Below are 20094 nucleotides of genomic sequence, written 5' to 3'. Positions count from 1 at the left end.
TGAAGAGTCAATGCACCTAATTGTTGCAATTTTAGATATTCTGTTGGAAACGTAAAATATACGTTCACTCAGAAATATGCAAAAATCTTGCTCATGAAATTTACTGCTTTATCTAGTTTTCTTTTTGCATTTTGTATCCAAATTCCGGCTTTTGCACAACCGAGAGACTTAAGTGTAAGAGTCGATCGCTGGTTGTCGATTCAACAAGTGTCGGGAACGGTGAGCTACGATCGTTCGTCTATTTCGAGAGCGGCTCGTGTGGGCGATCGATTAGAAGTAGTGGGCGATGGAATTACCACAGGGACTCAATCTGGAGCAAATTTGCTTTTGGATACTGGGGTTGGTGTGCTTAACGTTCTTGAATATACCAGCCTGAGAGTGCAGCGATTAGACACGGCACCGGATAACGGCAGAATCACGCATCTCGATGTCACACGCGGACAAGTGCGGTTGAAGTTACGTCGCTTTACCAGTCCGAATTCTGAATTGAGAATCCGGACTCCTGCGGGATTCAGTGGGATACGAGGAACAGAATTTGGGGTTGTGGTGCAGCCGAATGGCAAAACCGCGATCGCAACGCTTGAAGGCGCAGTCGTGACCGAGGCTCAGGGGGTTCAAGTCGAAGTTCCAGCAGGATTTCAAAACTTTACGATTCCCGGACAGCCTCCGAGGGCAGCGGTGCCCCTTCGAGATGATCCCGGATTGACCGCAGAGTTTGCGAAATTACTCGATCGAGGCATTCGGAAAGTTCAGCTTGTCGGGGCGGTTGATCCGGTGAATGTCGTAACGGTGAATGGGGTACAGCAGAGTGTCGATGAGAACGGGACGTTTCGGAGTTCGGTCGTTTTTGCTTCGTCGTTTTTGAGGGTTCGCGTCGTGGTCACAACTCCATTGGGAAAATCTCAAACGTATGAACTGGCGCTTCGGTAGAGCAGGATGGCGCTTGATCCCAGGCGCGATCGCGACAATTCTGATGGCGAGTTTGCTTCATGTTGATGCGCTCAAACCGTTTGAGCAGATCGGTTATTCGGCTCTGTTTCGACTGCGTGGAGCGCGACAATGGGACAGTCGGTTAGTCCTTGTCAAGATTGATGATGACAGTATTAAACAGATTGGACGATTTCCCTGGAAGCGAAAGGAATACGTCGGATTGATCGATCGCTTAACTCGCGCTAATGCCAGTGTGATTGCGATCGATTTATTGTTTTCGGAACCAACTCCTGATGATGAGGCGCTTGCGAAAGTGATCGAGCAATCGAATCGAGTAGTTTTAGCAATGGGTGATGGCGAGAGTAATCCGCTACTTCCGGTTCCCAGGCTGAAAACTGCGGCGGTCGGCACTGGACATATTCGAGTTCAGCCAGACGAAGATGGAATTACGCGATCAGTTGAACCGGATGCGAACGGGGTGTTGTCGTTTGGGGTGGCGGCGACGATGACCTACTCGGTGTTTCGAGAAGCGATTACTTCGCCGGATTTGAGTCAGCGACTGTGGCTAAATTGGGTTGGATCGGTCGATCGCATTCCTCAGTATTCCTTTAACAGCGTCGTTCGGGGGGAAGTGCCGGATCGGGTATTCCAAGACAAAATTGTGATTGTGGGGGTAACTGCATCCGCGATCGATGCGGCTCCGACTCCGTTTGATCAAGTTCCGCCTGCAAGTGGTGTACACGTTCAGGCAACGCTGACCGATAACTTGTTGCAGCGAAATTCGTTAACGCCGATCACAGGAGGAATGGACGTTCTGATTTTTGCGATCGGGGGTTTCGGTTTTAGTCTGTTGCTGAGTTTCTGGAGAACAGGGATTCAAATCGCGATCGCAGCCGTCGGAATTCTTAGCTGGGTTGGGATCAGTGTGGTCTTACTTAAAGCAAATTATCTTGCTCCAGTCGCGTTACCGATTGGACTCATGACCACGAATTCGATCACAATGATTCTAGTTGAGCGATCGAGAATTAATCGCACCTTACAACAACAAATCGGTCAACTTCAACAACGCTACGAATCGGAATTAGTGACGCAACCGATTTTAGAGCAGTCTTCTGATACTTCTCTTCAGCAAATCGCTCAATTAACCTCGCTAGCAGATCAACTCGGTCGATCGCAAGCGACTCAAGCCGCGATCGCTCGAAATTTACCGATCGGGCTAGTTGCTTGTGATTTAGAGGGGCGAGTTTGGTTTTGTAACCCGATCGCGGCTTCGGTGTTCAATCTTCAGGTTGGGAGTTTGCTAGAGTCGATTCTAGTTCCGAACTGGATTGGGATGAATGATTGGCGGCAAGTTTTGAGAGATCCGCATTCTGTATCGATCGAGAAACAGCGTCAGGAACAATGGTTTTGTTTTCAGATTGAGCCGCTAGAGGTGCGTGAGGATGGCATTCTGATTGTGCTAGAAGATATCACGCTGCGAAAAGCGATCGAACTCGATTTAGACGATCAAATTAACGAATTACATCAACTCAGTGAATTAAAAGACGAATTTTTAAGCACCGTTTCGCACGAACTAAGGACACCACTAACGAATATGAAAATGGCGATTCAGTTATTGAAGATTGCCAAAACTGATACACAGAAAGAATACTACTTAAGAATCCTCGATAATGAATGCAATCGCGAATCAGATCTAGTTAACACACTGCTCGATCTTCAGCGATTGGAATCAGGTCGGCAAGCTTTTGAGATGACCGCAATTTCCTTACACCGTTGGCTACCTGAACTGTTAGAACCCTTCGATCAACGAACAGAATCCCGACAGCAATCGTTCTCGATCGTGCTTGATCCGTCTTTGCCCTTGTTCTACAGCGATCGAGCCGCATTAGAGCGCATCTTAGTTGAACTCCTCAACAATGCTTGTAAGTACACACCTCCGAATGAGCAAATTGTTTTATCGGTCGATGCAGTCGGGGATCAGATCGAATTTAATGTGAAAAATTCGGGTGTTGAGATTTCGGAAGAGGCTCGATCGAGAATTTTTGAGCGCTTTTATCGAGTGCCGAATGCTGATCCCTGGAGACAGGGCGGATCAGGGTTAGGGCTTGCACTGGTGAAGAAACTGGTAGAATCGCTGCAAGGTACGATCGAAGTCACGAGCGCGAATCGCTGGACGATTTTTACAGTGAAGTTTCTAGTCCGAGCTGCCGAAAACCTATCAGCAGTTAGAGAAGATTAGGATGTCGATCGTCTTAGGATTTGAGGTAGTACTGGGTAAAGCGATGGGTGTTCCACAATCGGGATTTGTGATCTTTCTGGTGTTCGGCATTGTTTTAACGATCGCTGGAATTGCCGCAGGTGCATATATTCTCAAACCCAAAGATCAGCCGATCCGCTTTGATAAATGGGGCTTTGTCGTTGTCATTCCGATCGTCGTTCCAATCATTGCGGCTCTACTGTTTGAAGTGCTGTCTTACTATCGTGTGTTCTAATCGTCCGTCACTTTGCCGCGTAGTGCTTTGACTTGTCCGCGCTTGGTTTTGCTATCCAATCGTTTTTCTTGAGCGCCCCGACTTGGAATCGTCGGCTTGCGTTTTTTTGGAACAATCATCGCGCTTTGAATCAACTCTTTCAGCCGTTTTAAGGCTTCTTCGCGATTCTGTTCTTGTGTGCGGTGTGATTGCGCTTTGATGACAACAACACCCTCTTTAGTGATACGGTTGTCACTCAGTTCTAACAGTCGCGTTTTAATGCGATCGGGCAATGAAGAAGCCGCAATATCAAACCGCAAATGAATCGCGGTTGCAACTTTGTTTACGTTCTGTCCGCCTGCACCTTGAGAACGAACCGCACTGAGTTCGATCTCTGAATCTGGAAGGGCGATCGCTTTAGAAATCTGTAGCATGGTTCTGAGACTCGATTATTCTCTTTCAGCGTAATCTAAGTTTGCCTGAGCGTTCCTTCTCCACATATGGATTTTGATGCGTCGCAAGGCAGATCCTGTGAATCGTCGATCGTATTCTGCTTCTGAGAGTTCTGAGAGTTCTTGCAAAGTGGGTGCAATATTCCACGATCGCGGTTGAAAATCTTCGACATCGGTTTCTTGAGCAAATCGCTGATTCCACGGGCACACATCCTGACAGATATCGCAACCTGCCACCCAACCTTTGAGATCAATATCTGGCAATGTTTCTGAGCGATTCTCGATCGTATGATAAGCAATACACCGATTCGCATCAATCACAAACGGTTCAGTAATTGCATTCGTGGGACAGGCATCAATGCAGCGCGTACAGGTTCCGCAGTGTGGCGTATGAGGTTGATCAACAGCTAATTCTAAATTGGTTACAATCCCACCGAGAAACACCCAGGAGCCATACTCTCGTGTAATCACATTCCCATTCTTAGCAATCCATCCCAGTCCCGCTTGCTGTGCCCAGAACTTGTCTTGTACCGGAGCCGTATCTGCAAAGTAACGCGCCTGAACTCCGTCCCGTTCTAACCAGGTTGAAAATGCTTTGAGTTTTTTGTGCAGAATTCGGTGATAGTCACGTCCCCAACCATAGCGAGAAATTTTCGCATAGTCTTTTCCCTCTGGTCGTTGCTGCGAAGTGTAATAGTTCAGAGCAACACAAATGATTGATTTTGCACCTGGAACTAACTCGCGAATATCTTGGCGTTTGGGATTGTTCATCCAGTCCATATCGGCTTGAAATCCTCGATCGAGCCATTTCTGCAACGCTTCGATCGCTTGATATTGAGCCGGATTAGCGACCGAAGCAATTCCGACTTTATGGAAACCAAGCTCGATCGCTTTTTGCTTTATCTCTAATTCCATCGCTGCACCGACTCATCAAAAGGAGATTTTTTTAAGGATTAAGCTGCGATCGCACTTCTCCGATCGACAAACTCAACGCTTCCGCCACCTGCTCCACACTCAGACCCATGCTTAACAATCTCGACACCGCATCTAATCTAGTTTGTCGTTCTTGTTCTGCTCGTTGTCGCTCTTGTTCCGCCCGTTGTTGTTCTTGTTCTGCGCGTTGTTGTTCTTGAGCGAAACGCTCCTCGGATAACAGATAGCGTGTACTTGTCGCATCATACCAAGCTAATGCTTCTTGATTGACAGGCGCAGAAGCACAATGAAATCGCCCGATCCCTAATCCGATTTCTGGCATCCAAAGAGGTTCACCGATTTGTAGCTGATACACACCATTGATTAATTTGTAGACTTCAAACGGTTGGTGCTGATCGCGTCGCCAAAACTCAGGATTGTAGATGACATAGTACAAGACTCCTAGCCTTGCATAAATTTGCATTTTCTCATCGTACTCACCACCGTAAGTCTGAGACACAACTTCCAGCGTCAGAATCGGTGGAATGTAATTTTCCTCCCATGTCACATAGCTCGATCGACCTCTTCCCTGAAGACTCTGTTTCCGCCGCTCGACCCCTAGGCAAAGAAACGCATCGGGGACAATCGGGACTCTAGGATTTACGCCTGTCGTGTGGTAAACGCCCATATTGACTGCATAAAACCAATCGATTCGATCTTGCCAAATGACTTGCAAGAGAAATCGCAATAGATTTGGAATAAAATTCTGATTCTCGTTATCCACAGGAATATCATCTGAACAAGGAAGCTCAGCGATCGATGGCAAAATTGCACGATTGGGGTCAGCTTGAACCATAGCGGCATCATTAGAACTGATTTACCTACATTCTAAAAGATTTACAGGAAGATACGTCTTGAGGTCAGTAGGAGTCATCGCGTTCGGTTTAGTAGGCTGAGTTTAGATTTGGCAGAAACCTTATGCAAGCGATCGACGGAATTTCGCACCCAACTATTCTGCAATACTTTGAAACGCTGAACGTTGGCGAATTTGAGGCGACCAGTGAACTCTTTGCGATCGACGGTGCGATGCAACCTCCGTTTGAAAAACCAATCGAGGGACGCGACGCGATCGCGAACTATCTCAAGAAAGAAGCGATCGGCTTAATGGCACTGCCGCACGCTGGAGTGGTCACAGACTCAGAGTATCAAATCACTGGGCGAGTTCAAATGCCGATGTTTGGGGTCAATGTGACTTGGAATTTTACGCTGAACTCCAATGATCAAATTGCATTTGTCCGAATTAAATTGAATGCGTCGCCGCAAGAACTCGTCAAATTGCGTCAATAAAATTTGAAAAGAACGTGGTGAAGTTTGCCACGTTCTTTTTTGTGGTTAAGCGATCGAGGTCATCGTAATTCCCATCACACCCCAAGCGAGGAAGAACTCTCGATACAGTTCTTTCGCTGCCTCGGTCAGATCGCCATCTGGAGCAATTTCGCCGCCTGTGATGAACGTGCCGCGATCGCTTTCAAAGCACAATCGCTGGACTCCCGATTCATCGGTTTGAATCACTAATCTGCCATTTGCCAACACTTGCCCCGATCCACTCGACACCGAAAATCGCATCGTTTCTCTCAATGAACACCTTTACCATTATGCTGCTTTTGTTTTTCTCATTCGTTCAAAACTCAGCGCAGTCACCCCGATCGTCACAAGCAAAATTCCGACAATTTGAACCCAATCGAGCTTCGTGCGAATGATTAACGCCGCCAAAACTGCGGTTATCACAGGACCACTCGACGCAATAATCGAAGCCTGCGCCGCTCCCATGTATCGCACTCCAAAGTTATTCGCCAAATAGCCCACGAGGGTAAAGACTCCTAGAACCAAGCCACCCCCCAAAAATCCAATTCTCGCAGCAGGCAAGACCGAAACGCCCAGTGAAATCGGCAGTGATAAACTCACGCTCGATAACACCAGCACTGTCATAAACTGAATCACACTCACCGGAACCGGATGCGCCTTCCGAAATCCAAGCTGCATCAGAATCAGATACAGCGCGAAGGCAATTCCTGAGAATACTGCTGTGACCACACCACCCCCAATTTTTGCGGCTCCTAAACTGGGAATTGCGGTGAGAACGACCCCGATTAGAATCAAAGACATCACAGCGATTCTTAAACGAGTCGGTCGATCGTGAAATAACCACCAAGCTAAGGGAACCGTGATCAGCGGATACATGAAGAGAATTGTTACCGCTGCACCCGGACCGATTTGAGCGATCGCAATATAAATCAGCACTTGCGACAAAAAGAGAAACGCTCCACTGCCGATAATGTGCCACAAAGAACGACGATCGCGGCTCAGAATCAACCGCTGTAAATCCCGCCACGCTGAAGGATAAATCCAACCCGCAATCCCCATCATCAGCGGCACTACAATCAGCATTCGTAACCAGAGAACGAGGAGTGAATTGCCGATCGTCGGTTGAATCAATCCGCCTACCGAGAACAAACCGAATAGATTTACCCGTTGCCCGATCGTAATTCGCACAATCACGTTATGAATCGACAGTGCCAAAGTCGAAACCAGAATCAGCCACAGTCCGATTTTGGCTTTCGAGAATTTGGGTTCACGCACTTTGAGCGCGGTAAACTGCGGCGGCTTCGCCCCGCATAGTGCCCGCAATTCCTCGACCTCTTTTTGCAGTTGTGCCTTAGTTGCTTGCAGGTCTTGAATTTCCTGCAATTCCGCATCTCGGTTCGGTTGGCTTGGTAGAGGGGCATCACCCAGCGATCGATCCATGACAGTTCACCCTTGAATCGGCGGTTAAAAACTTCATAAAGTAGTGTTCCCCGTAAAGAACTGATGAACCCACTTTTTCGGGATTTGTCAGCGATGGCTTCGCCACGCAGAGCAAACGTGTTCCCTCGAATTCGCAAAATCGGATGTAGCATGGAAAAGCGACATTCTCGGATGCTTCTCTAACTTGTATGCGTGACTTTCTCAAACAAACTCTTGCTACGTTACTAGCTCTATTCATTTTTCTGGGTATCAGTGTGGGCGGGATGCTCTTGCTGCTGATTTCGCTTTCAATGCTGGCAGCTCGTGATTCGGGTCCTACGGTTCGAGATAAGTCTGTGTTGGTGTTCGATCTGGCGCAAACGATTACCGACGCGCCCGCGAGTGCAAGTACTCGTGATGTGCTCAACGATGCGATCGCGGGAGGTCGCCCGAATACGGTCAGTCTGCGATCGGTGTTAACCTCGATCGATGAAGCTGCGAAAGATAGTCGAATTGTCGGCATTTACCTCAAAGGCGGTAGTGGAAGTACAACCGGATACGCAACATTACGCGAAGTCCGTGAAGCCTTAGAGCGATTTAAAGGCAGCGGCAAGAAGATTTTTGCGTACGATGTGGAATGGCAAGAACGCGAATATTATTTGGCATCGATCGCAGATACGATCGCAGTCAATCCGATCGGTGGACTAGAAGCAAATGGCTTGAGTTCAGAAGGTCTGTTTTTCGCTCGTGCACTTCAGCGATTTGGTATCGGGGTTCAAGTCACACGAGTTGGAAAATACAAATCGGCGGTTGAGCCATTTTTGCAGAATCGCCGCAGTGCTGCCGATCGAGAACAAACCCGAAAGTTGCTCGGAGATATTTGGACAGATTTTCTCAGTACGACAAGTAAGGCAAGAAACATTCCCACAAAGCAATTACAGGCAATTGCTGATCGCTCTGGACAGTTAGAGCCAGACGAAGCGCTCAAAGAGAAATTAGTCGATCGCATTGCGTACTCGGATGAAATGGTTGCGGAGTTGAAGAAGCTCACCGGAGAAGATGAGGAAACTCAGTCATTTCGACAAATTAACTTGAGAACCTATTCACGAGTTGCAGAAGATAAAAACGAATCGAAATCAAGCAGAAATCAGATTGCGATTCTCTATGCCGAAGGTGAAATCGTTAATGGTCAAGGTGCTGCGGGACAGATTGGAGGCGATCGATTAGCAAGACAACTGCGCGATTTACGATTAGATGATGAGGTCAAAGCCGTTGTTCTAAGAGTGAATAGTCCTGGTGGTAGTGCAACTGCTTCCGATATTATTCAGCGCGAAGTGATTTTAACGAATCAAAAGAAACCTGTGATTGTGTCGATGGGAAATGTCGCGGCATCGGGCGGCTATTGGATTTCGACGTATGCGAGTCAGATTTTTGCAGAACCGACGACGATCACAGGTTCGATCGGGGTTTTCGGCAGAATTATCAACGTGCAACAAGTCGCCAATCAAAACGGCATTACTTGGGATGTGGTGAAAACGGGACGCTTTGCAGATAGTCAAACGGTTTCCCGTCCGAAGACTCCAGAAGAGCTAAAAATTATTCAAGCATCCGTCGATCGCTTCTACGATCAGTTCATCAAAAAAGTCTCAGACTCACGCAAGCTGGAACGATCGAGAGTTGCGGAAATTGCTCAAGGTCGGGTCTGGTCGGGGACTCAGGCGAAATCGATCGGCTTAGTCGATCAACTGGGCGGACTCGAAGATGCGATTCGAGCAGCAGCGAATAAAGCGAACCTTGGAGAGGATTGGCGAATTGAGGAATATCCAAAATCGCGATCGTTTGAGGAGCGCTTGATTGAAACGCTCACAGGTGCAATGGTGCGGGAATCTGAACCGCAGATCGATCCACTCACGACTGAGATGAAGAAATTGCAGACTGAGCTTGAGAGCTTGAAAGCAATGAATGATCCCAAAGATGTGTATTTAAGACTGCCGTTTGATTTATCGATTCGTTGATTGCTCCATTTGCCAACTCAGTAGTATGACTGGAATCAATCCGACCAGCACGATCGCGAGTGCTGATCCGGATGCTTCTGCTAATCGCTCATCAGAGGCGAGATTGTAAACATGAACCGCTAACGTATCAAAGTTAAACGGTCGAATAATCAATGTTGCCGATAGCTCTTTCATCACATCGACAAACACTAAGATTGCCGCTGCTAACACTCCTTTCCAAAGCAACGGAATATGAATTCGGAACAATGTATTGGTTGCCCCAAATCCTAGGCTACGAGAGGCATCATCTAAGCTCGGTTTAATATTGGTCAAGCTGGATTCGATGCTATTGAATGACAATGCTAAGAATCGAACTAAATAAGCAAAGATTAGCGCAAAGATAGTTCCGCTTAGTAGCAATCCGGTTGAAACATTAAAGGTCGATCGCATCCAGCTATCGATCGCATTATCAAACAATCCGAACGGCACTAAAATCCCAACCGCAATGACTGATCCAGGGACTGCATAACCCATTGAGGCTATGTAAGTCGCCACCCGCATTGTGATCGATCGATTTAATCTCAGCCCATACGCCAGAATAATCCCGATAACGATCGCGACCAATGCCGCCACCCCTGACACGATCAAACTATTGCTGGCAAATGTCCAAAATCGCTGATCAAAAACTTCCTCCCAATTGTCCAATGTCATCTTGAGCAAAAATGCTCCAGGCACAAAGAAGCCCAGTAACAACGGCACAATGCAGAACAAGAAAGCTGCGATCGCTCTAAATCCCCGAAGCGGATATTTCTGAATCGATTGCGAACGACTCGATTGATAGTACTTCCCTCGTCCCCGTGAGAATTGCTCTAACAGAATTAATGCAAAAATGAAGATCAACAGAAATGCTGCTAATTGTGTTGCCGCAAGTCTTTCACCCAATCCAAACCAAGTGCGGTAAATTCCTGTTGTAAACGTACTGACTTCAAAAAATTGAACAGTTGCATAGTCATTCAAAGTTTCCATCAATGCCAGCGACAATCCAGCCACGATCGCAGGACGCGCCAACGGTAACGCGACTTTTCTAAAACTCTGCCAAGGACTACACCCAAGACTACGAGTTGCTTCCAAAGTGCAAACCGATTGAGACAAGAACGCCGATCGCGCTAACAAATACACATACGGATACAGCACCAGTACCAACATTAAAGCCGCACCCCAAAGCGATCGCACCGTGGGAAACCAGTAATCCTGCATTGTTTTCCATCCGAACCACGATCGCAAACTCGTCTGCACAATGCCATAGAAATCGAGCAAATCCGTATAAGTGTACGCCAAGATATAAGCGGGTGCAGCTAACGGTAACAACAGCGCCCAAGTAAAAATTCGACTCCCTGGAAAACGGCACATCGTCACGAGCCAAGCCGCTCCAGTTCCAATCACAGTCACACCCAGACCCACCCAGAACATCAATGACAATGAATTCGTAACATAGGTTGACAAGACTGTTTCAGCTAAATGCTGCCAGACCGATCGCGCATCCGCAAATAATCCGCTGAGTACCGCAATAATCGGGAGCGCGATCAATCCAGCGATCGCAATCACGATCATCGTCCACCCACTTAACGCTGTTTTTCCTTGTGAAAGTTGCATATCCGCTCAATAAATCTTTCAAACTACTTTACTGGAGTTCCAAAATTGTTGATGATAAATCTCAATAAGTTGAACTCATTCTAAAATGCTCGAATCTATTCTTCTGCAACTCGATCACATTTCAAAGCAGTTTTCGGATACTCCCGTTGTCGATTCAGTATCGCTAAAATTGCGCCAGGGAGAGCTTTTAAGCCTGCTGGGTGCATCGGGTTGTGGAAAAACAACATTGTTGCGACTCATTGCTGGATTCGAGCAGCCGCAATCGGGACGAATCGAGCTTGCAGGTCAAGAAGTCGCAAGTCCCAATCGCTGGTTGCCACCCGAACAGCGCGATATCGGCATGGTGTTTCAAGATTACGCCCTGTTTCCACATTTGACAGTGGCGCAGAATGTCGGATTTGGGCTAAAGAAGTCGCGTCGGAAGCGATCGTATCCCGCCCAACAGGCGAAAAAAATGATTGCAGACGCGATCGCACAAGTCGGATTATCCGGTTTAGAAAAACGCTTCCCTCACGAATTATCAGGCGGACAACAGCAACGAGTTGCCCTCGCGAGAGCGTTAGCACCTCAACCTGCATTAATTTTGCTCGATGAACCGTTGAGTAACTTAGACGTGCAAGTACGATCGCATCTCCGCGAAGAAATTCGATCGATTCTCAAAACAACTGGATCAACCGCAATTTTTGTCACGCACGATCAAGAAGAAGCATTGTCAATTTCCGATCGCGTTGCCGTGATGAATCGAGGTAAGCTCGAACAATTAGCCACCCCTGAAACGCTTTACGGTGAACCTGCAACACGATATGTAGCTGAGTTCGTCACTCAAGGAAATTTTTTACCCGCAACCTACGACGGGAAAGGCTGGAAAACCGCGATCGGAACCTTAATCTTAGACCAGGAACAACCGATTTCTGATCATGCAGAATTGATGATTCGACAGCAGGACATTCGATTGGAACCGGATGAAAAGGGTACAATCGTGATTGTCGATCGCGCCTTTTTAGGACGGGAACATCGATACAGTATTCAAACGAGTTCAGGCACTCGATTACAAGTCTTGAGAGCGATGAAACCCGTCCTGGAAGTTGGAACACGAGTGAAAATAAGAGTGAACTTATCGACGGTGCGAGTATTTTTTAACGATTGATCGCTTTATCGAAGTTTTTTTGCCATTTCTGTTGCTGTTGGGACGTGAGAATTTGAGCGATCGCATCCCTGTAATTGTTCAAAGGTCGCGATAAAGTCTGACTCAATTTTCCAGCTTGCAAATCGGCTTGAAGTTGTTGAATGAGTTGCGGATTATTCTGCAACTGTTGAACAATCTCACTCTGCATATCTCGTCGCGCTTTCTGAATTTCCGTTGTTTGTTCGGGTGTTAATTTAACCCCTTTGAATTCTTGTGGGACTGCTTTCGATTGCTGTGTGACTTCTCCCGTGATCGCTTCACGCAAAGCATCGATTACAAGTTGCTGGAGATAGTTCCGCTGTTCCGTAGTTTTTTGTTGGATGAATCCTTCGATCGCGCTCTTCGAGTCTTTGACCTTGGTATCGGCTCCCTCAGAAAGCTGTTTGAGCAATTTCGCTGCGTTCGATTGTTCTAATTGCTTAGACAGTTCTTGCGATCGACTTTCTTGAGCCGCAGGTTTCGGAGCTTGATTGATCACAGGTTCAGTTTTAGTCGGTGGCGCTTGAAATAAAGCGACTCCCCGTGGTGATTGAGACAGTGCAATCCCAACACCAACAATTCCAGACACCATCAACGCTAACGAAATCAGCACCCTACCTTTATTCAGATTCATCGCCCTATCCTAATTCACTACTGTTAGGATTCACCACGATCGCTCCATTTTCCAAGTCCGCACCAAAGAAATTCAGCAACTATGGTACGCTTGTTTTACTCTATTAACGCAATTAATATGCGACGTGATCCGATTTTCTATCAAATGTTTCAGCGATCTCCTTCACTGCTATTTGATTTAATTGGGGAACGTCCGACAAATGCGATCGACTATCGCTTTGATTCGGTTGCGGTGAAAGAACCAAAGTTTGAAATCGATGGCGTATTTCTTCCACCAGAATCAGAACCCGGAATCGTTTATTTTTGCGAAGTTCAGTTTCAGAAAGACCCAGAACTCTATGAGCGATTATTTGGAGAATCGTTACTGTACTTTTACCGGAACAGTTCTCGCTTTTCAGATTGGCAAGCTGTGGTGATTTATCCATCGCGCAGTGCGGAACAAGGTGTATCCGCATCGATCGTTACTGAACGGCGAACAAGTCCATCGAATCTACTTAGATGAGTTGGGCGATATTCGATCTCTGCCTGTCACCGTTGCGGCGGCAGTTTTAACCATTACAAATCCAGCGGAGACTCCAGCCGCTGCAAGAGCGTTAATCGAGAGAACGGAGCGCGAGGAGTTGCCATCGAGAGAAAGGGCAAACCTCATTGATATTGTCACCTCTATAATGGTTTACAAATTCACTAACCTAAGTCGAAGGGAGATTCGGAGAATGTTAGGACTAGATTTCAATCAAGAACCGCGTGCGATTCGGGAAGCCAAAGAAGAAGGGCGAGAAGAAGGGCGAGAAGTAGAAGCGATCGCTTTCGTCACTCGTCTTCTAGATCGCCGATTGGGACAAGAACTTTCTGAATCTTTGCGCTCACGTCTTTCAACGCTGCCGCTGCCGCTGCTTGAAGATCTTGGTGAAGCACTGTTAGATTTTACGACAGTATCTGATCTAGAACAGTGGTTAGCGGAACACAGCTAGTGCTCTATCAAATTTCTCACACTACCACTTACACTTACAGCGATCCGGTCACTTTGCAGCCGCATTTGATTCGATTGCGACCTCGATCGGAGAGTTGGCAAACTCTCAACCTGTTTTCGCTGCAAGTCACGCCGATCCCGATCGCACAATCTGAGATCACCGATCTCGATGGCAACACTTTCATCAAAGTCTGGTTTCCACCGGAGCTAACTCCATCACTCAATATTCAGGTACTTTCACAAATTAGTACCCATCAATCGAATCCATTTAACTTTCTATTGGAACCTTGGGCGACTTCGATCCCGATCGACTATCCAACCTCGCTCTTCAAACAGCTCCAACCTTACTTAAATTCAACCGATAGTATTGCGCTACAGCTTGCTTATGAAATCGCAGAACGATCGCAGAACAATGTGCTGCAATTTCTCAATGAGCTAACTCAGCAGATCTATACAAGCTGTGAATATCAGGTTCGAGAAACCGGAAATCCTTACCCACCTGGACTGACCTGGACACAGAAAAAAGGATCTTGTCGAGATTTGACTGTGTTATTTATCGAAGTTTGTCGGGCGATCGGGCTTGCAGCGAGATTCGTCAGTGGCTATCAAGAAGGCGATCCAGATCATCCCGATCGATATCTTCATGCTTGGGCAGAAGTGTATTTACCCGGTGCCGGATGGCGCGGATATGATCCAACACATGGACTAGCTGTGAGCGATCGACATATTGCCTTAGCTGCAAGTGCGATTCCAGAGTATGCCGCTCCAATTGCGGGCAACGTGACACGACCCGGTGGAGCACAATCAACGATGAACTATTCCTTACAGATTCAGCGACTCTCTGAACCCCCATTTAAGTAGTGCTCCCAATCAATGTTCGGCATTTCTGTAAAGGCTTCATTCAAGCACTTTTCCCATTGTTTGCGAATGCGGGTGAGATAAGGCGCATCAATGTCTAAACAGAGTTGATAGCGGACTTTGAAACTATCGGCTTCGTACATCACCAGATTGATCGGAGGTCCAACTGAAATGTTAGAAATCATCGTGGAATCGATCGACAATAACGCACATTTCGCCGCAGATTCGATCGAGGTTTCAAACGACAAAACGCGATCGAGAATTGGCTTACCGTATTTCGCTTCTCCGATCTGCAAGAATGGCTTTTCTTTAGAAGCTTGAATAAAATTACCTTGACTGTAAATCATGTACAGTGCTGGCTCTTCGCCTCGGATTTGACCACCCAGTAGAATCGTGGATTGATAATCGATACCATCTTTTTCAAGCCAAGGACGATTTTCATCTTGCACCTGTCGCATCGTGCTACCAACATATCGAGCAATCTCGTACAAACTCGGCAAGGTGTGTAAACTGATCTCTGCTTTGGCATCGATCGCTTGTTGCATCACGGTTAACACCGACTGAGTAATCGAGAGATTTCCAGACGTACAGAGGAGAATTGTGCGATCGTGCTCAATAGAAAAATCAAACAGCTTTCGATACGTTGAAATATAATCAACTCCCGCATTGGTACGAGAGTCCGCTGCCATCACCAAACCTGTTCTAGTCAAAATCCCAAGGCAATAGGTCATAAAAATATCCCTGTACAAGACCTTGCAGCATCACTGTACAGGGAATTCAACGGGCAATCAATTTTCTACCTGCCCAGGTTGCGCTTCATTTCGTTGAGTTCTTCTTGAGTTTCCCACTGCTGGAATCTCTGCTCTAAGGGATCACTCGCTTTATCCGCACTGCTAAAACTCTGATTCCAGCCATCGACCGCCCAACGTTTCTCAGCTTGTGCCGCTTGCGCCGCTTTCACTTGTTTGATTTCTGCTTGGAGTTCTTGACGACGAATCTGGATCTTGCGCTGAAGATCTTCGGTTTGTTGAATGCGCTCTTTGAGCACCTGCATCTGTCCCCATTTTTGATTGCCTTCGCGCAGTAACGAGGCTTCATGTGCTTCCGCGGGTTCGGCTAAATCGAGTCGTCCTGCCGATCGCGCTTTTTCAATCCGAACGTGCCATCGCTGGATGTCTTGTGCAGTCGTTAAAATCTCTGCTTCTACCGTTTTTTCCCGCAGCCGCAAATCTGCTAAGAGTCGGCGCGTCTCCTGTTCTTGCTCGTACAGCTTTTCCTCTAATGCCTGAAGTTCAAGCTGTGGATTGTTCTTGAGAAATTCATCAATCCGCGTTTCTAAAAAGCGCCCCAAATCATCAAATAATCCCATAAGCCAACTCCAAGAAAAGATTCAGGATGACAGCCATCCTTTTGCCTCACTCTAACAATCTTACCTAGTGATGATCCGCCCCTTGTGTGGTGATATTTTATTGATCGAGTCTGGCAATGGATCAAAAAAGCAGTAGAGATAGAAAAATGAAGCTTATCTTTTGCCTCTCGGTAAGATTCACGATCGCAAAGTTCAAACGGTAAAGTGTATTTTTTTACGAACTCAAGCCGCTATTTCGTACCGCCTTTATGTCCTTCGAGAGATAGAAGAGCGACTATACCAGGTGATATAGCTAATAAATTGGTAATCAAACGCTTGGTCGAATGGGAGAACACAGCAAGAATTTGTTGACAAAGTATTTTTCGGAGTGAAAGTAGAATGATGCTGGATTTCCAACGTTTATTTGAATCACTTCCAGATTTATACATTATCTACAATCTCGATTTTACGATCGTGGGGGGCAGCAATGCTTATTTTCAAGCCACGATGACTCAACGAGAAGCAGTCGTGGGTCGGCATCTGTTTGAGGTCTTCCCAGACAATCCCGACGATCCAAACGCGGACGGTGTGCAAAATCTCCGCGCCTCGTTAGACTTTGTATTAAAGGAGCAGAAGCCTCATACGATGGCAATGCAGCGGTATGATATTCGCCGCCCAGACTCGGAAGGGGGCGGGTTTGAAGTCCGCTACTGGACTCCAGTGAATTCGCCCTTGTTTGATCAAAATAGGGTGATGACGCACATTCTGCACCGCGTTGAGGATGTGACTGAATTGGTGCAAATGTCTCAGCAGCGTCAGCAGCAGCAGCAGCACAATCAAGCGCTTCAGTCTCGCACCGAGCAGATGAAGATGGAAATTGGTGCCAGAACACAAGCCCTTCAGCAGAGTGAAGACCGCTATCGGGCGTTTGTTCAGCAGAGTTCGGAAGCGATTTGGTGCTTTGAAGTCAGTCCACCGATCGCGATCGAGTGTTCCGAAGCTGAGCAAATCCAGCACTTTTACGATCACGGTTGCTTGGTCGAATGCAATCAAATGATGGCGCAGATGTATGGAGCGGCTGCGCCAGAAGATTTGGTCGGGGCAAAACTCACAGATTTTCTCATTCCCTCCGATCCGCGCAATGTAGAATATCTCCGCGCCTTTATTCGGGCGAACTATCGATTGGTCAATGCCGAATCTTTTGAAGTCGATCATCAGGGACAGCCGAAGATTTTTCTCAACAATTTAATTGGCATTGTAGAAGCCGGACATCTGGTTCGGGCTTGGGGGACTCAGCGCGACATTACCGATCGCAAGCGGGTCGAAGCCGAACATCAACAAGCCCTATCCGATTTGCAGAGTAATGAGCAACGGTATCGCCCGTTGTTCGAGTCGATCGATGAAGGATTTTGCGTGTGCGAAATGCTTTGGGATGAGCATGGCAATCCTCAAGACCATCGAATCCTCGAAGTCAATCCTGCCTTTGAGAGCCTGACTGGATTAAAGCACGTTGCAGGCAAAGTTGCGAGCGAACTGATTCCAGATCTTGAACCGTTTTGGCTGGAGACTTATGCGCGGGTGGTAAGAACCGGAGAATCAGCGCGATTTGAAAGCCGCATTCACGGGCTGGATGGCTGGTTTGATGTTTACGTCGCAGCGATCGATGCCCCTAAGAGCGACCAATTTGCCGTAGTGTTTCGCAATATTACCGAGCGCAAACAAGCTGAAGAAATGTTGCAGCGTACCGCCCGTTTGAATGCGTTTCGTGCCAATCTCGCGGATGCTGTGCGATCGCTGAGCGATCCGATCGAGATTCAAGCGGTTGCGAGTCGGGTACTCGGCGAACATCTCGGTGCGAACCGTGTCGCATACTTTGAGGTGAACGACGCGGATTATGTGGTGGAACAGGATTACGTCAATGGAGCCGCTGCAATCGCGGGACGCTATTCGATCGATTTATTTGGTTCCAGGTTACTTGCCGCTTACCGCACAGGTCGCCCAGTGGTTGCGTGGGATGTGCAAGCTGATCATAAACTGTCTCTAGATCAACGTGCGGCTTATGCTGCGATTCAAATCGGGTCTTATGTTGGCATTCCGTTGATTAAAGAGGGCAGATTCGTAGCAGGTCTCGCGGTTCACGCTGCCGAGCCGCGAGAGTGGACATCGGATGAAATCGCTCTGGCAGAGGAAGTTGCCGAACGCACCTGGGCAGCCGTCGATCGTGCTCGTGCCGAAGCGATCGTGGCGGCAAACTTACAAGATACGCAACGACTTCACGAATTAGGAACGCGGCTTGTCACAGAAGGCGACATTCAAACGCTGTACCAAGAGGTGATTTCTGCTGCGATCGCGCTAACTCGTGCCGATGGTGGAACCGTGCAGATTTTCGATGCTGCGACTCAAGATTTAGTGCTGCTGGCGACTCAAGGTTTTGAATCCAACATGACCGAGCATTTCTATCGCGTGAATGCCAGTTCTTACACCTCTTGCGGCATTGCACTAAAGAACGGCGATCGCTGTTTCGTTGATTTTGAAGTCCCAGAGCATGAAGACCCAGAGGGTTCGATGCGAATGCACGTCGAGGCGGGATATTTATCGGGTCAATCTACGCCGCTGATTACTCGATCGGGCAAAGCGATCGGCATGGTTTCGACGCATTGGCGCAAACCTCATCGACCGAGCGATCGTGAATTACAGTTTCTCGATTTGCTGGCTCGTCAGGCGGCGGATTTGATCGAGCAGCGGCAAATTGTGGCTGAACGCGAACAACTCTTCGCCCGCGAACAAGCCGCACGGGAAGCTGCCGATCATGCGAATCGAATCAAAGACGAGTTTTTAGCTGTTCTGTCGCATGAGCTACGAACGCCGCTCAATCCCATTTTGGGCTGGTCGAAAATGTTGCAGCAAGGGAAACTGGACGACGTAAGGGCGAAGGTCGCGCTTTCTACGATCGAGCGCAATGCTCAACTGCAAGTACAACTGATCGATGATTTGCTCGATATTTCTCGAATTCTGCGCGGTAAGCTGAGCTTGACGACGATGCCTGTTGATTTGAGTACTGTTATTACTGCTGCACAGGAAACCGTACGATTAGCCGCAGAAGCAAAACAGATTCAAATTCATACAAAGATTTCCTCAGAGATCGGCAGGGTGATGGGCGATCCTGGACGATTGCAGCAGGTGGTCTGGAATCTGTTGTCAAATGCGGTCAAGTTTACGAATCAGGGTGGACAGGTGACGATCGCGCTAACGGGCGATGAAACTCATGCTCAAATTCAAGTCACCGATACCGGAAAAGGAATTCGGGCTGATTTTCTACCGTATGTGTTTGAGCATTTTCGTCAAGAAGATGGTGCGATTACGCGTAAGTTTGGGGGGTTGGGACTGGGAATGGCGATCGCACGTCAGATTGTCGAAATGCACGGCGGTCAAATTAGCGTCAGTAGTCCGGGTGAAGGAGCAGGCGCGACGTTTACAGTCCGAATGCCGCTGATCTCGCGGTTGAAAGTGACTCCAACGATCGAGCCAGCCTTTAGTTCAGTCAGAGATTTAAGCGGCATTCGGGTCTTAGTCGTCGATGATGAAGCCGACTCTCGCGAGCTGATCGCATTTGTTCTAGAACAAGCGGGCGCGATTGTGACTCATGTGGCTTCTGGAATCGATGCCCTGCAAGCTTTCCCGCGATTTATTCCCGATCTAGTCGTGAGTGATATCGGCATGCCAGAGATAGACGGCTACATGCTCATCAATCAGATTCGCGCACTGCCCAATGGTGAGCAAGTTCCAGCGATCGCGCTCACCGCTTACGCTGGAGAATTAGATCAGCAGCAAGCGCTCTCTGTCGGGTTTCAGCGTCATCTTGCTAAGCCTGCTGATCCAGAGAAAGTGATCGCGATCGTCAGTGAATTAGTCGCCTCTGCCTAG

General features: G+C 47.7%; 18 protein-coding genes and 1 pseudogene. 10 read left to right on the top strand and 9 right to left on the bottom strand.

The annotated features are described in order from the left end of the window. The first annotated feature begins 93 nt into the window (after positions 1-93). From NIES2104_RS03905 to NIES2104_RS03895, 3 genes are read left to right on the top strand one after another with little or no spacing between them, the layout of a single operon-like run. Complete coding sequence (locus NIES2104_RS03905; protein WP_072218024.1) at positions 94-930, top strand: FecR domain-containing protein; 837 nt, start codon at positions 94-96, stop codon at positions 928-930. Further along, on the top strand, positions 911-3169 hold the full coding sequence (locus NIES2104_RS03900) for a CHASE2 domain-containing protein (RefSeq protein WP_058995923.1): 2259 nt from the start codon (positions 911-913) through the stop codon (positions 3167-3169). Before NIES2104_RS03905 ends, NIES2104_RS03900 begins: the two co-directional genes overlap by 20 nt. A gap of 1 nt (position 3170) precedes the next feature. Further along, the gene (locus NIES2104_RS03895) at positions 3171-3422 is read left to right on the top strand and encodes a hypothetical protein (RefSeq protein ID WP_225895202.1); all 252 of its coding nucleotides are present in this window, start codon (positions 3171-3173) and stop codon (positions 3420-3422) included. Here NIES2104_RS03895 and arfB read toward each other — a convergent pair. The 3 genes from arfB to NIES2104_RS03880 are packed head-to-tail and all read right to left on the bottom strand — an operon-like array spanning position 3419 to position 5621. After that, positions 3419-3835: an alternative ribosome rescue aminoacyl-tRNA hydrolase ArfB gene (arfB, locus tag NIES2104_RS03890; protein WP_058995921.1), complete on the bottom strand. Its 417-nt coding sequence runs from the start codon at positions 3833-3835 to the stop codon at positions 3419-3421. The two genes, NIES2104_RS03895 and arfB, sit on opposite strands and share 4 nt — an antisense overlap. Positions 3836-3850: 15 nt before the next feature. Further along, on the bottom strand, positions 3851-4768 hold the full coding sequence (queG, locus tag NIES2104_RS03885) for a tRNA epoxyqueuosine(34) reductase QueG (protein WP_058995919.1): 918 nt from the start codon (positions 4766-4768) through the stop codon (positions 3851-3853). A 31-nt stretch (positions 4769-4799) separates the two neighbouring features. Beyond that, positions 4800-5621 carry a Uma2 family endonuclease gene (locus tag NIES2104_RS03880; protein ID WP_058995917.1) on the bottom strand — a complete coding sequence of 274 codons (822 nt, stop codon included), beginning with the start codon at positions 5619-5621 and terminating at the stop codon, positions 4800-4802. 122 nt (positions 5622-5743) lie between these two features. Between NIES2104_RS03880 and NIES2104_RS03875 the strand changes: the two genes are divergently transcribed. Beyond that, positions 5744-6112 carry a ketosteroid isomerase family protein gene (locus tag NIES2104_RS03875; RefSeq protein ID WP_058995915.1) on the top strand — a complete coding sequence of 123 codons (369 nt, stop codon included), beginning with the start codon at positions 5744-5746 and terminating at the stop codon, positions 6110-6112. Positions 6113-6157: 45 nt separating this feature from the next. On the opposite strand, the gene NIES2104_RS03870 is transcribed toward NIES2104_RS03875, so the two are convergent. Together NIES2104_RS03870 and NIES2104_RS03865 are read right to left on the bottom strand one after the other, a co-directional pair. Then, positions 6158-6391 (bottom strand): hypothetical protein, encoded by a 234-nt coding sequence (locus NIES2104_RS03870; RefSeq protein ID WP_058995913.1) that lies wholly within the window; start codon positions 6389-6391, stop codon positions 6158-6160. 27 nt (positions 6392-6418) lie between these two features. Beyond that, positions 6419-7570, bottom strand: a complete 1152-nt coding sequence (locus NIES2104_RS03865; protein ID WP_058995911.1) for a DMT family transporter — start codon at positions 7568-7570, stop codon at positions 6419-6421. 188 nt (positions 7571-7758) lie between these two features. Between NIES2104_RS03865 and sppA the strand changes: the two genes are divergently transcribed. Next, positions 7759-9564 (top strand): signal peptide peptidase SppA, encoded by a 1806-nt coding sequence (gene sppA / locus NIES2104_RS03860; protein WP_058995909.1) that lies wholly within the window; start codon positions 7759-7761, stop codon positions 9562-9564. Here the strand turns inward: sppA and NIES2104_RS03855 are convergent. Then, positions 9550-11196, bottom strand: coding sequence for an iron ABC transporter permease (locus NIES2104_RS03855; RefSeq protein WP_058995907.1), 1647 nt, complete (start codon positions 11194-11196; stop codon positions 9550-9552). The genes sppA and NIES2104_RS03855 overlap by 15 nt on opposite strands. Before the next feature lie 85 nt (positions 11197-11281). On the opposite strand from NIES2104_RS03855, the gene NIES2104_RS03850 reads away from it, so the two are divergent. Then, on the top strand, positions 11282-12343 hold the full coding sequence (locus tag NIES2104_RS03850; RefSeq protein WP_058995905.1) for an ABC transporter ATP-binding protein: 1062 nt from the start codon (positions 11282-11284) through the stop codon (positions 12341-12343). On the opposite strand, the gene NIES2104_RS03845 is transcribed toward NIES2104_RS03850, so the two are convergent. After that, a complete protein-coding gene (locus NIES2104_RS03845; RefSeq protein ID WP_058995903.1) occupies positions 12333-12995 on the bottom strand; it encodes a hypothetical protein in 663 nt (220 codons plus the stop codon). The genes NIES2104_RS03850 and NIES2104_RS03845 overlap by 11 nt on opposite strands. Positions 12996-13076: 81 nt before the next feature. On the opposite strand from NIES2104_RS03845, the pseudogene NIES2104_RS33765 reads away from it, so the two are divergent. The 3 genes and pseudogenes from NIES2104_RS33765 to NIES2104_RS03835 all read left to right on the top strand — a co-directional run. Continuing rightward, positions 13077-13653 (top strand): annotated as a pseudogene (locus NIES2104_RS33765) (Rpn family recombination-promoting nuclease/putative transposase); the annotation flags it as partial. 9 nt (positions 13654-13662) lie between these two features. Continuing rightward, positions 13663-13965 (top strand): DUF4351 domain-containing protein, encoded by a 303-nt coding sequence (locus tag NIES2104_RS33760; RefSeq protein WP_370561217.1) that lies wholly within the window; start codon positions 13663-13665, stop codon positions 13963-13965. Beyond that, the gene (locus NIES2104_RS03835) at positions 13944-14825 is read left to right on the top strand and encodes a transglutaminase family protein (protein WP_263970902.1); all 882 of its coding nucleotides are present in this window, start codon (positions 13944-13946) and stop codon (positions 14823-14825) included. The genes NIES2104_RS33760 and NIES2104_RS03835 overlap by 22 nt, the downstream gene beginning before the upstream one ends. On the opposite strand, the gene NIES2104_RS03830 is transcribed toward NIES2104_RS03835, so the two are convergent. Together NIES2104_RS03830 and NIES2104_RS03825 are read right to left on the bottom strand one after the other, a co-directional pair. Continuing rightward, positions 14795-15553: a proteasome-type protease gene (locus tag NIES2104_RS03830; protein WP_058995901.1), complete on the bottom strand. Its 759-nt coding sequence runs from the start codon at positions 15551-15553 to the stop codon at positions 14795-14797. The genes NIES2104_RS03835 and NIES2104_RS03830 overlap by 31 nt on opposite strands. A 65-nt stretch (positions 15554-15618) precedes the next feature. Then, complete coding sequence (locus NIES2104_RS03825; protein ID WP_058995899.1) at positions 15619-16191, bottom strand: TIGR04376 family protein; 573 nt, start codon at positions 16189-16191, stop codon at positions 15619-15621. A gap of 378 nt (positions 16192-16569) precedes the next feature. Here NIES2104_RS03825 and NIES2104_RS32630 point away from each other — a divergent pair, with 378 nt between their 5' ends. Then, on the top strand, positions 16570-20094 hold the full coding sequence (locus NIES2104_RS32630) for an ATP-binding protein (protein WP_058995897.1): 3525 nt from the start codon (positions 16570-16572) through the stop codon (positions 20092-20094).

This window comes from Leptolyngbya sp. NIES-2104 (assembly GCF_001485215.1).
GTDB lineage: Bacteria > Cyanobacteriota > Cyanobacteriia > Leptolyngbyales > Leptolyngbyaceae > Leptolyngbya.
The sequence above is the reverse complement of the archived record's forward strand: the minus strand, read 5'-3'. Positions and strand labels throughout refer to the sequence as shown.

What these genes read in the sequence shown, in the direction of transcription:
- NIES2104_RS03830 (WP_058995901.1), bottom strand. Translation starts at nt 15,553, where the DNA reads ATGACCTATTGCCTTGGGATTTTGACTAGAACAGGTTTGGTGATGGCA.
- NIES2104_RS03870 (WP_058995913.1), bottom strand. Translation starts at nt 6,391, where the DNA reads ATGCGATTTTCGGTGTCGAGTGGATCGGGGCAAGTGTTGGCAAATGGC.
- NIES2104_RS33760 (WP_370561217.1), top strand. Translation starts at nt 13,663, where the DNA reads ATGGTTTACAAATTCACTAACCTAAGTCGAAGGGAGATTCGGAGAATG.
- NIES2104_RS03825 (WP_058995899.1), bottom strand. Translation starts at nt 16,191, where the DNA reads ATGGGATTATTTGATGATTTGGGGCGCTTTTTAGAAACGCGGATTGAT.
- NIES2104_RS03905 (WP_072218024.1), top strand. Translation starts at nt 94, where the DNA reads ATGAAATTTACTGCTTTATCTAGTTTTCTTTTTGCATTTTGTATCCAA.
- NIES2104_RS03845 (WP_058995903.1), bottom strand. Translation starts at nt 12,995, where the DNA reads ATGAATCTGAATAAAGGTAGGGTGCTGATTTCGTTAGCGTTGATGGTG.
- sppA (WP_058995909.1), top strand. Translation starts at nt 7,759, where the DNA reads ATGCGTGACTTTCTCAAACAAACTCTTGCTACGTTACTAGCTCTATTC.
- queG (WP_058995919.1), bottom strand. Translation starts at nt 4,768, where the DNA reads ATGGAATTAGAGATAAAGCAAAAAGCGATCGAGCTTGGTTTCCATAAA.
- NIES2104_RS03880 (WP_058995917.1), bottom strand. Translation starts at nt 5,621, where the DNA reads ATGGTTCAAGCTGACCCCAATCGTGCAATTTTGCCATCGATCGCTGAG.
- NIES2104_RS03875 (WP_058995915.1), top strand. Translation starts at nt 5,744, where the DNA reads ATGCAAGCGATCGACGGAATTTCGCACCCAACTATTCTGCAATACTTT.
- NIES2104_RS03865 (WP_058995911.1), bottom strand. Translation starts at nt 7,570, where the DNA reads ATGGATCGATCGCTGGGTGATGCCCCTCTACCAAGCCAACCGAACCGA.
- NIES2104_RS03895 (WP_225895202.1), top strand. Translation starts at nt 3,171, where the DNA reads ATGTCGATCGTCTTAGGATTTGAGGTAGTACTGGGTAAAGCGATGGGT.
- NIES2104_RS03900 (WP_058995923.1), top strand. Translation starts at nt 911, where the DNA reads ATGAACTGGCGCTTCGGTAGAGCAGGATGGCGCTTGATCCCAGGCGCG.
- NIES2104_RS03855 (WP_058995907.1), bottom strand. Translation starts at nt 11,196, where the DNA reads ATGCAACTTTCACAAGGAAAAACAGCGTTAAGTGGGTGGACGATGATC.
- NIES2104_RS32630 (WP_058995897.1), top strand. Translation starts at nt 16,570, where the DNA reads ATGATGCTGGATTTCCAACGTTTATTTGAATCACTTCCAGATTTATAC.
- NIES2104_RS03850 (WP_058995905.1), top strand. Translation starts at nt 11,282, where the DNA reads ATGCTCGAATCTATTCTTCTGCAACTCGATCACATTTCAAAGCAGTTT.
- arfB (WP_058995921.1), bottom strand. Translation starts at nt 3,835, where the DNA reads ATGCTACAGATTTCTAAAGCGATCGCCCTTCCAGATTCAGAGATCGAA.